This window comes from Metabacillus sp. 22489 (assembly GCF_052044855.1).
Lineage (GTDB): Bacteria > Bacillota > Bacilli > Bacillales > Bacillaceae > Metabacillus > Metabacillus niabensis.
Window position 1 is genome coordinate 35,906 of the sequence record NZ_JBQENT010000044.1, and the last position, 10,295, is coordinate 46,200.

12 protein-coding genes and 1 riboswitch are annotated in these 10,295 nt (G+C 35.2%); of the genes, 10 read left to right on the forward strand and 2 right to left on the reverse strand.

All coding sequences use genetic code 11. The annotated features are described in order from the left end of the window. Nucleotides 1-41 precede the first annotated feature (41 nt). The 4 genes from ACTJJ9_RS20775 (at nucleotide 42) to ACTJJ9_RS20790 (ending at nucleotide 3,321) form a co-directional block, all read left to right on the forward strand. Nucleotides 42-734 carry an HD domain-containing protein gene (locus tag ACTJJ9_RS20775; RefSeq protein ID WP_145583560.1) on the forward strand — a complete coding sequence of 231 codons (693 nt, stop codon included), beginning with the start codon at nucleotides 42-44 and terminating at the stop codon, nucleotides 732-734. 431 nt (nucleotides 735-1,165) lie between these two features. Further along, the gene (locus tag ACTJJ9_RS20780; RefSeq protein ID WP_145583562.1) at nucleotides 1,166-1,612 is read left to right on the forward strand and encodes a DUF1572 family protein; all 447 of its coding nucleotides are present in this window, start codon (nucleotides 1,166-1,168) and stop codon (nucleotides 1,610-1,612) included. 130 nt (nucleotides 1,613-1,742) lie between these two features. Next, nucleotides 1,743-2,633: a LysR family transcriptional regulator gene (locus ACTJJ9_RS20785; RefSeq protein WP_145583565.1), complete on the forward strand. Its 891-nt coding sequence runs from the start codon at nucleotides 1,743-1,745 to the stop codon at nucleotides 2,631-2,633. Between the two features lie 184 nt (nucleotides 2,634-2,817). After that, nucleotides 2,818-3,321 carry a DinB family protein gene (locus ACTJJ9_RS20790; protein ID WP_145583567.1) on the forward strand — a complete coding sequence of 168 codons (504 nt, stop codon included), beginning with the start codon at nucleotides 2,818-2,820 and terminating at the stop codon, nucleotides 3,319-3,321. Nucleotides 3,322-3,482: 161 nt separating this feature from the next. Here ACTJJ9_RS20790 and ACTJJ9_RS20795 read toward each other — a convergent pair whose 3' ends face one another. After that, nucleotides 3,483-3,908, reverse strand: coding sequence for an SRPBCC family protein (locus ACTJJ9_RS20795; protein WP_145583570.1), 426 nt, complete (start codon nucleotides 3,906-3,908; stop codon nucleotides 3,483-3,485). A gap of 544 nt (nucleotides 3,909-4,452) precedes the next feature. On the opposite strand from ACTJJ9_RS20795, the gene ACTJJ9_RS20800 reads away from it, so the two are divergent. After that, nucleotides 4,453-5,466, forward strand: a complete 1,014-nt coding sequence (locus ACTJJ9_RS20800; protein WP_440768854.1) for a helix-turn-helix domain-containing protein — start codon at nucleotides 4,453-4,455, stop codon at nucleotides 5,464-5,466. 41 nt (nucleotides 5,467-5,507) lie between these two features. Next, nucleotides 5,508-6,302, forward strand: a complete 795-nt coding sequence (locus ACTJJ9_RS20805) for an SDR family oxidoreductase (RefSeq protein WP_145583574.1) — start codon at nucleotides 5,508-5,510, stop codon at nucleotides 6,300-6,302. A gap of 102 nt (nucleotides 6,303-6,404) precedes the next feature. Here ACTJJ9_RS20805 and ACTJJ9_RS20810 read toward each other — a convergent pair whose 3' ends face one another. After that, the gene (locus ACTJJ9_RS20810) at nucleotides 6,405-6,536 is read right to left on the reverse strand and encodes a YpzI family protein (RefSeq protein ID WP_095301844.1); all 132 of its coding nucleotides are present in this window, start codon (nucleotides 6,534-6,536) and stop codon (nucleotides 6,405-6,407) included. 169 nt (nucleotides 6,537-6,705) lie between these two features. Then, nucleotides 6,706-6,784: riboswitch (ZMP/ZTP riboswitch) on the forward strand. 45 nt (nucleotides 6,785-6,829) lie between these two features. Between ACTJJ9_RS20810 and ACTJJ9_RS20815 the strand changes: the two genes are divergently transcribed. The 4 genes from ACTJJ9_RS20815 to ACTJJ9_RS20830 all read left to right on the forward strand — a co-directional run bounded on the left by ACTJJ9_RS20815 (nucleotide 6,830) and on the right by ACTJJ9_RS20830 (nucleotide 10,169). Beyond that, nucleotides 6,830-7,423 carry a DJ-1/PfpI family protein gene (locus ACTJJ9_RS20815; protein WP_145583576.1) on the forward strand — a complete coding sequence of 198 codons (594 nt, stop codon included), beginning with the start codon at nucleotides 6,830-6,832 and terminating at the stop codon, nucleotides 7,421-7,423. A gap of 38 nt (nucleotides 7,424-7,461) precedes the next feature. Beyond that, nucleotides 7,462-7,941, forward strand: a complete 480-nt coding sequence (locus ACTJJ9_RS20820) for a GNAT family N-acetyltransferase (RefSeq protein ID WP_145583578.1) — start codon at nucleotides 7,462-7,464, stop codon at nucleotides 7,939-7,941. A gap of 240 nt (nucleotides 7,942-8,181) precedes the next feature. Next, nucleotides 8,182-8,226, forward strand: a complete 45-nt coding sequence (locus tag ACTJJ9_RS20825) for an erythromycin resistance leader peptide (protein ID WP_121128006.1) — start codon at nucleotides 8,182-8,184, stop codon at nucleotides 8,224-8,226. Between the two features lie 485 nt (nucleotides 8,227-8,711). After that, complete coding sequence (locus tag ACTJJ9_RS20830; protein WP_145583580.1) at nucleotides 8,712-10,169, forward strand: Msr family ABC-F type ribosomal protection protein; 1,458 nt, start codon at nucleotides 8,712-8,714, stop codon at nucleotides 10,167-10,169. Nucleotides 10,170-10,295 lie beyond the last annotated feature (126 nt).

The window sequence follows — 10,295 nt, forward strand, 5'->3', positions numbered from 1 at the left end:
AATTAACGCGATTATGTTTGGAAAATGGTAGGAGGATTACAGTGGATATTGTGTTAGAAACTATGGAGTTTGTAAAGCGAAAACTATTTGGAGAAGAGTCGGGCCATGATTGGTGGCATATTGACCGTGTTTATTCGAATAGCCTTCAAATTATGAATGAAACCAATGAAGTAGTCAATAAAGAAGTAGTAGAACTCGCTTCCCTTCTTCATGATATTGCAGATTGGAAATTCAATAATGGTGATGAGACAGTTGGACCAAGAGTGGCGAGAAAATGGTTAGAATCACAACAGGCTGAAGAGGATGTGATTGATCATGTCTGCCAAATCATTAAAGATCTTTCATTCAAAGGTGCAGGCACAAAATCTCCAATGAAAAGCTTAGAAGGGCAAATCGTACAGGATGCCGATCGATTAGATGCGATTGGTGCTATCGGGATTGCGAGGGCATTTGCTTATGGAGGATATAAGGGACAGGAATTATTTAACCCAGCTATTGAGCCGAAACTGCATGAAACAGCCGAACAATATAAATCACAACGAACAACAACGATTAATCATTTTTTTGAAAAGCTTTTATTACTTAAGGATCGCATGAATACCCCAGCAGCAATAAAGATCGCCAATGAACGCCATCAGTATATGATAAACTTTTTGGACAATTTCTTGAGAGAAAATAATGGTGAGGGGTCTGTACATTTTAAAATACTATCTTCTTATAAAGAAAAGAGCTAATGATTAATTAGTGGAATAACAGCAAAAAAGAACACAAATGAATTGAATCATTTGTGTTCTTTGCAAATTATCTTGATTTACCAACATTTTATACCCATTGCCCAGGTTCTATAAGAATTACATCTTGTTTCTGAACTATAATCAGTAACTTTCATAAGAGGTAAGTAAACTGCTCCTAATACTTGCTTGTCAATTAGTGTATCTAAACTATAGCATTCTGGGGATTAAAACAGATGTATAAGTCGTAAATATCGATGCTCTATAGATTTTAATTTAAGAACACAATCAGATTTATTCATACACTCACCAAAATCCAATTACTTGCGCAACTTAAAACTTATAAAAAAAATTGATGAATTAAAGATGAATATATATTAGTAAGGCATTACAGCGCAATTTACAATAAAGGAAAAGGTGGGAGGTAAAACAAAATGAATGATTTTATAAAAGAGCATTTTAGGGCTGTACTTGCTGAATTAGAACTTCGATTGATCAAAACAATTTCCTCACTAAATGATGAAGACTTGAATTGGAGGCCTAATAATAAAAGTAATAGTATAGCTAATTTAGTTATTCATATATCTGGTCATATTCATCAGAGAATTGAAGTCGGGATCATGCAGGAGAAGGATTGGAGAAATCGAGAGGCTGAGTTTTCACGTGATTTGTTTGTTCGTAAGGAAAGCTTGATTAATACTATACACACATCCTTTTCAAGATTTATGAATGTAGCTGAAGCTTTAACAGAGGAAGAAATGTTGAAGACACAAGTTCTTAGTGGAAACAGAACTCAAACAAATGTAGAAATCATGTTAAGATGTTTAGAACATTACTCTGAACATCTAGGTCAGATTATTTATATTTCAAAAATGAGATAGCTTAAGTTTTCTAATTCACTAAATTATCATTTTTAATTTAGTGTTTTTTTACAATTTTTATTGTTGTTTAACTACCCTATTTGTGATTTATATAAAGTAAATAAAATTGATAACATCAAAGGGGATAACGATGAATCTACATGCATTGCGTATATTTGCTGAAGTGGCAAAATGCGGGAGTGTCACTCGCTCAGCAGAAAATCTTTTAATAAGTCAACCTGCTGTAACTGCTCAAATTCGTAATCTTGAAAAGGAAATTGATTTGAAATTAATTACTGCAAATGGACGATCAATTCAATTAACTGAAGCAGGGGAAATACTTGCCGTCTATTCAAAGCAGCTATTTACACTTGAAACGAAAATTGAAGAAGAAATGCAGAATATAAGAAATGGTGTCAAAGGTAAACTGCAAATATGTGCAACGGATTTACCTGGGAGCACTGTACTTCCGAAATGGCTAGTTAAATTTAAGAAAGCATATCCCATAGTAGATGTTCAGCTTTCTAAAGGAAGCTCGCAAACAGCTTATCAACGCCTGCAAGACCATGCTGTTCAATTGGCGTTTATTTGTGGTGAGGCGAAGGAAGAAGAGGGGATTGAATATTTTACACTTCTAGAAGATGAGCTTATCTTCATTGTACCTCACAATCATCATTATAATGGGAAAGAAATTTCTTTAGAAAAGATGATGAAAGAGCCGTTCATACTCCGTGAACAAGGGAGCTATACGAGAAAAAAATTATTTTCGTTATGTAACGCAAACGGAATTGATATGCCTCTCTCTCAAATCGGAATTGAGGGGATGAAAGAATCAATTGAAGCAGTAAAAGCAGGATATGGTGCTGCGCTAGTTCCTGCACTTGCGGTAGAAAATGAGCTAATTAAGGGAGAACTGGGGAAGGTTTATATCAAAGATCTTTTTATTAAACATCCGATCAAGCTTTGTAAGCGAAAGCAAGATGAGCCATTGTCCACAGCGACAAACTTTATTTCATTTATTAAAGCCGAGCTTAATTTATAAAAAAATCCTTCTGCCCTAATTATATAATTAATTTATTCAATTTAAATGGAAAATGCGAGAGTTCTTTGCTGGAAGGAGTATAGGTGAGGTAAAAGTTATCATAAAACTTTAGTGTTTTTAAATAATCTAAAGGGAAAAGGAAATATTTGGCGAAATGATTAAGTAAAAACTTAGGAGGTTTTTTATGTTTATAACAATAGACCATTTTTTAAAATCTTGGGAATTTGAATCAGGGGTCACTCATAAATTACTCAAAAGTTTAACGGATGACTCGCTTAAACAGGAAATCACCTCACAGAATTGGACGTTAGGACGTATAGCTTGGCACATAGTTGCTTCTATTCGCATCATTGCATCTAATACAAATTTAACTTTTGAAGCTCCCAAAGAGGATTGGCCTGTACCAGAGTCTGCTCAGTTTATAGCAGACAGTTACCTGCAAGCTAGCCATTCATTTATACAGTCAATAAAACTTAGGTGGAGCAATAAAGATTTAGAAGAATGTATAGACTTTTTAGGTCAAAAAATTCCAAATGGATCACTATTGTTATTTTTGATTCAGCATCAAAGCCACCATCGCGGACAAATGACCGTTCTAATGCGACAAGCAGGATTAACAGTTCCAGGTATCTATGGCCCTTCTAAAGAAGAATGGGCAAATTATGGTATGGAAGCTCCAAAAATGTAATAAGTCAATAGTAAAGAGCGTGTGATGTTAGTAGGTTTTGTTTACAGACATCTACCTAAGAACTAAAAAAATAGCAGTATTCATGGTTATTGAATAATCATGAATACTGCCATTTATTTTTTGGATTTATAAAAATGTAACTAGAAGTATCTTCTCTCTTTTTAAATGGATGGTTGCTCTGCGTATTTTTTGAAATTATCTAGAATTGCCTGCCATCCTTGTTGTTGAAACTCAATTGGATTGGAAGTTTCAGCGTCAAAGGTTTCAATTACTTCCGTTCCGTTTTCTAGACCTTTAAAAGTAATTTTAACTTTTCTTCCATCACCAAGTGTATAAGCAATAACCTCATGTAAAATCACTTCATCGTAGATTCCACTAAAATCGAACCCAAAACTGCCATCTTTCGCTTCCATTCTTGAAAGAAATTTTCCTCCTGCTCTCAAATCATTCTCAGCTACTGGTGTGTGCCACTCATCTGAAGCATTGTTCCATTTTTTTATATGTGCTGGCTCTGTCCAATATTCCCATACCTTTTCTACTGGGATGTGAACTGTTGTTTCTACAGTAATCTTTTTAGCCGTTTCCATTTTAAATCATACCGCCTCTCTTAATAGAAAATTTTTTGGTATGTTGTATACATTAGGTGTCTGATTTCATTGTAGAGGATTTTGAAAATTCACGCTACTGTATTAAAGGTTCCTTTTACTATCATGGTCACCTTTTTCTTCTCTTTCATCATTAAGGGGGAATAATGGTAAAACTTTCTTGCAGTAATGAAGAAGTCATAAGTTCACTTCACTACCTGAAAGAATGGAAATAATTAAGTTATCCTTCATGGAACGCTAGGGTGCTAGTATTTTTGTTCCATGTTCATATAATAGAAATTCAGAATTGAAAATGGTTGTTAAAATAGGTCATTGATTCATGCAAATAACTAACTATATTTTCAGGTTATACTTCTTTTTTTAAAAAGTTATCTTATAAAAGTAGCTCATTAATAGTTTGACGTCTATTGCTAGCATATTGTCGTTTAATGCTAGTTACAGAACTGTATTATATAAGTAAAATGAAATAACTATCTCGTTAACAAAACTAGCTGTTAATGTGTTGATGATAAGAGGGGTGTAATAAATGACTTCACATAGTCGTATTAGAATACCGGATGGATTTTGGGCGGGACTGTATCAACTTGGAATTATGGCTCAAGATGTGGTTAGGAAAGCAAAAATGCCGCTTACTGTAATCACTGAATCAGTTGTTACTACTGAGCAATATTTCGCAATTTGGCAAGCATATTCCGATATTATCGGTGACATGGACGATGGGATCATTAAGCTTCCAATAGTATTTGAAACAGCTCAATATCCACCGTCAGTACTGGCAGCTTACCATGCTCGTGATTATAGGGATGCTCTAAAGAGAATGTCTCGTTACAAAGAAATATGTCCTCCTGAAAATATTCGAATGGTGGAGGAAGGAGAAATTTGTACAATCGAAGTGGAATGGCTTGATACTGATCAACCTGGTCCACCATTGCTTGTTGGAACTACACTTGCATTTTTACTAGAGCTAGGGCGACGAGGTACTGGTATTCCTTTAAAAGCGAGATTAGTAGAATTTAAACATTCAATGAATCAAGTAAAAGGAATTGAAGATTACTTTGGCTGTCCTATCCAAATGGGTGCTAAGTGTAACAGATTGACATTGCATAGAAGAGATTTAGATCGTCCATTTGCTTCTTACAATGCTGAATTACTGGACATATTAACGCCTGTCCTAGACCAAACATTGGAAGAACAGCGACAAAGTCACTCTATAACAGAGATAGTTAAGTGGATATTGAAACGCAATTTAACAGGAGAACGACTAGAAATACACCATGTAGCAAGTGAGTTGGGAATGAGCGAACGTACCTTACAGCGCCGGCTAACTGACGAACAAACTACCTTCAAACAGCTTTTGAGAGAAGCCCGCCATGAACAGGCAAGGGAGTATTTAGCAAATCCATCTTTAGATATTAAAGAAGTGGCTTTTCTTGTAGGGTATAAAGATCAGAGCTCGTTCTATCGGGCCTTCCGAGGTTGGGAAGGAAATACCCCTTTGAATTGGAGAAATGAATATGCAACTATAAATTCGATAAGGTGAAAACGTCTTAAATGAAAAGGAAAGCAAAGGAGAAGTATATGATGGAAATGGGATTAAACAATAAAACAGCCTTAGTTACAGGTTCCTCAAAAGGAATAGGGAAAGCAATAGCTATAGAACTGGCTAAAGAAGGAGTTAACGTTCTTATAAATGGACGTAGTTATGAAGAGGTAGAAAAAACTGTAAAGGAAATTAAATCAGCTTTTCCAGCTACTTCTCCTCAAAATGCTACAGCTGATATTGTTGATGCCGAACAACGAGAAGCATTAGTAAAAAAATTTCCCAATGTTGATATTTTAGTTAATAACATGGGAATATATGAAATTATGCAATATGAAGATGTTACCGATGAAATATGGGAAAAATACTTCCGTACTAACGTTTTAGCTGCAAATGGATTATCCAAATATTATTTAACTAAAATGTTGGGAAATAATGATGGCCGCATTATCTTTATTGCAAGTGAAGAAGCAGTAATGCCTTCTGGACAAATGCCTCAATATTGTATGACAAAATCGATGCTTTTATCATTGGCAAAAAGCTTATCAAAATTAACAAAAGGAACCGATGTTACAGTCAATACGATTATGCCTGGACCAACGCTTTCTGAAAATGTGCAACAAATTATTGAGGGTATTTACAATCATGATCATATGCCTTTTTCAGAAAAAGAAAGACAGTTTATGATAAATAATCTACCTCAATCTGAAATACAGCGATTTATTAAACCGCTGGAAATAGGGAGACTAGCTACATTTTTATGTAGTCCATATGCGTCTGCATTCAAGGGAGCTCCAATCCGTATGGATGGAGGAATGGTTCCAACCATTTTTTGATATGTAATTTTAGCTGCCATTTGGTAGCATTTATTTAATATTACAGAATCATGCTTATGTTTCTACAGGGCTAGTCAAATATTTCGACTAGCCTTTTTCCATTTACTTATTTCGCTCACGTGCAGCTTCAGGTCCTTCTAAAGTAGTTGCACCTGGGTAATTTAATGATTGGTCACGATCTGACTCAACACGTTTGCTTTCGCGTAGTTTTTTCTCTTGGCGATCTTTGCCCATTTATTGAACCTCCTTCAATCGTTTTCTATTTATTTTTTGTTAAATTCGTTAGAAATATTATGACAATTTTTAGGGCTTTTTTTGCTCATAGCTTTCCGTTGCTTTTTTAGAAACTATGTGAATAATTTATTGTATTATTCTGAAAATTGTGATATATTTATAGGTAATTTCTGGTATGTATAACTGGCGTAACGTGGATAACCACGAGGGAATACATATTTATAATGTCGTACGCCTGGGCAAAGCATTTGAATGTTCAAATGCTTTTTTATTATTTTTAGGGAGATGATTAGATGAGTAATGAGAAAGCTTCCAGGAATGTTGCGATTTTGATTTTTGAAAATGTCGAAATTCTCGATTTTACAGGTCCATATGAAGTATTTATAACTGCGAGCAATAGAGGAAAGGATTTCAATGTTTATACAGTTGCTGAAAAACAACAGCCTATCATTGCCTTAGGGAATCTTAGTATAAATCCTGCGTTTTCCTTTGAGAATTGTCCGACTCTAGACATCGTTATCATACCTGGAGGATGGGGTACAAGAAAAGAAATGAAGAATGAATCAATCCTCAATTGGATAAAGCAAGTCTCAATTGATGCAGAACTTGTCTTGTCTGTTTGTACAGGAGCATTGATCCTGGCAAAAACGAATTTAATTGACGGCTTAAAGCTGACAACAAATCGTTTGGCCCTTAATGAACTAAAAGAGGTCGCACCTAAGTCTGCAGAGCTATTGGATGCTCGCTATGTTGATAATGGGAAATTTGTATTTTCTGCTGGGGTTTCAGCTGGTATTGATATGTCCTTATATGTTGTTGAAAGGTTATTAGGGGAAGAAAGAGCGATACAGACAGCCAATCTGATGGAGTATGATTGGAAGAGGTAGTGGTCAATTTTCGTCTACAGAAAAAATGGGGGTGGAGTATGAATATCCGTCTTTTGGTAAGCGAGGACCAGGATGAAGTTAAAAAACTGATGGAAGACCATCCTCTTCAGTTTCCATCGTTTATTATAGATAAATATCCTCCACGTTGGAGTAACTTTTTGAAGCTGAAATCTAATCGTAAATCAAACGGTTTTTATGTTGCCTATACAGAAGCAAATCAAATCATTGGTCATGCAGGGTATCGATATGATGAAGTAACAGGCCTATTTGAAATCGTTGGGGTTGTTGTAAAAAGGGATTTTAAGCGACAGGGTATCGGTAAGGCATTAATAGAGACAATTTGTATGCAGGTTGAAAAATTGGGTGAAAGGAAAGTTATTCTATATACATTGGGTCATCCTGAAAATGAAGCTACGATAATCTTTTATAAGCATATAGGGTTTCAGTTAGTTAAATACGAAAAGGATTTTTTTATTCCTGGTTTTCATCGTGTAACTTTTGTAAGGACAATGAATTAGGAAGTAAGGAAGAGATAGATGTAAAAGGTTTTCCTGCATAGATAGAATGTTAACAGATTTTAACGATAGCAAATGATCGATAAAAGATTTCCCTTCGATCTCCAGCATGCGATTCTTCAATAAGAAGGTCGTTTTTTTAGTACTATAGCGGATAGGAATAGCCTTATGTATTTTGACTTTTTTGTATAGAGAATCTATAATAAAATATGTATTTACATTTTTAAGGAGGATTATTAAAAAATGACACATTCTATGAGACTACGATTCCCAGCTTTGAACCAGTAATTGAATATTGTCAAAGGCTCTGTTTGGATAAACAGAGTAAACGGGAGTAGTCTGTCCTTTTTTAATAATCTTCATACAAATAAGAGATACATGTCATTTTCTTGATTTAGCAAGAAATAGGATATTATTTCTTTTTACTATCGCTATAGTGATAGGTACTATTAGGAATGATTTAGAAAGGTGGATTGGGTCTGCCTTTCTTTTTTTATGCAGGCAGCATACTGATATTTATGGAATGAAAGGAAGGTTACTTGGTGGCTTAATTTTACTAGCTCTTGCCAAGTAAGGACGGACTTATATCCCTTTACTCTGAAATCACAGGCAGATCACCTGTGATTTTTTTGTGTAATGAAAATAAAGGAGGAGGGAATGATTATGCAATTTTTACTATTCTTTTGATACGAGCATGAAGCATGAAATGATGCTCGTATCGATATTCGCTATCGGTACGAAATGAATTTAATTATTTCGGGAGGTAGCAAATAATGGAACAATTATGTTTTGAATTAGAAAATATTGAAATCACTTATTTAGATAAAGAAATTTTAAAAATTGAACGATTAGCTGTCCATCAATTTGACCGAATTGGTATTGTTGGGAAAAATGGTGCTGGGAAAAGCACGTTATTAAAGCTAATGGCTGGTATCGTGAAACCAACAAATGGAAAGGTTAATCGCCACGTAGAGTATGGCTACTTTGAGCAGCTTGAAGCTCCTAGAGACTATGAAGCAGATCCAGCATTACTAGGAAAATTAGGTGTGCCAATGGATTCTAATCAGTTAAGCGGTGGAGAACAAACAAGGATGAAGCTTGCTCAATTGTTTACACAATACAACGAAGCGTTACTAATAGATGAGCCGACAACACACTTAGATCAAGACGGTATTTCGTTTTTACTTGATGAACTAAAATATTATTATGGAGCGCTTATTTTAATTAGCCATGATCGTGCTGTATTAGATAAGCTCGTAACAACAATTTGGGAGGTTCATGATGGAAAGGTGCGTGTATATTCAGGAAATTATAGCAATTACTTGGTTCAAAAGAAGCTAGAACGGGAGCAACAGAGCCAAGCGCATGAACAGTTTATGAAGGAAAAGGGCCGGCTCGAAAAGGCAGCACAAGAAAAAATGAAAAAAGCCGAAAAAGTAGCGCAGGCAGGAAAAATGTCAAAAAGAGAGGCAAATGCCAAACCAAATAAGTCATTTATGACAAAATCAAAAGGAACGAGTCAAAAAGCGATTCAGCGTGCAGCGAAGGCTATTGAGCAACGAATGGAAAAGCTTCAGGAAGTTGAAGCTGTAAAAGAGGAGCGACCGATTATCTTCCATCAATCAAAAAGGCTGGAATTGCATAATAAGTTTCCAATTATGGCAGACCGATTTACCCTTCAAGTTGAGAACAAAGTATTATTAGATGAAGTAAGCTTTCAGCTGCCACTCGGTGAAAAAATAGCGATAATGGGCAGAAATGGGAGTGGGAAAAGTACGTTACTTTGCCAGATTGCAAATAAGTTATCAGGTTTAATCATTTCACCAAAAGCAAAAATTGGCTATTTTCGTCAAATGAGCTACCAATTTACGAGCAACGAGACAGTTCTTCAATTCGTGAAAAATCGCTCGGATTATGATGAAGGATTTTTACGAAGTGTCTTGCATTCGATGCAGTTTGTCGGAACTGATATACAAAAAAGTGTGAAATCATTAAGTGGTGGTGAAGCGATTCGTTTACAATTATGTCAGCTGTTTTTAGGAGAATATAATATTTTATTATTAGACGAACCGACAAATTTTTTGGATATCCATGCGATTGAAGCATTGCAAAGATTTATAAAGGGATATGAAGGTACGATTATTTTCGTCTCACATGATCGCAGATTTACCTGGGAGGTGGCAGACAGGAAATATATTATTGACGAGCAGCAATTAAAATTAATGGACTAATTAGTGAAAAGAGGCTGGGACATAACTAGCTCTAAATAGTGAGAAAGGTGAATTTGAGGGTACTCAAATTCACCTTTCTCTATTTTTTTGTGTGAAATACTCCATTACACTACTTGTTTGGCAGTG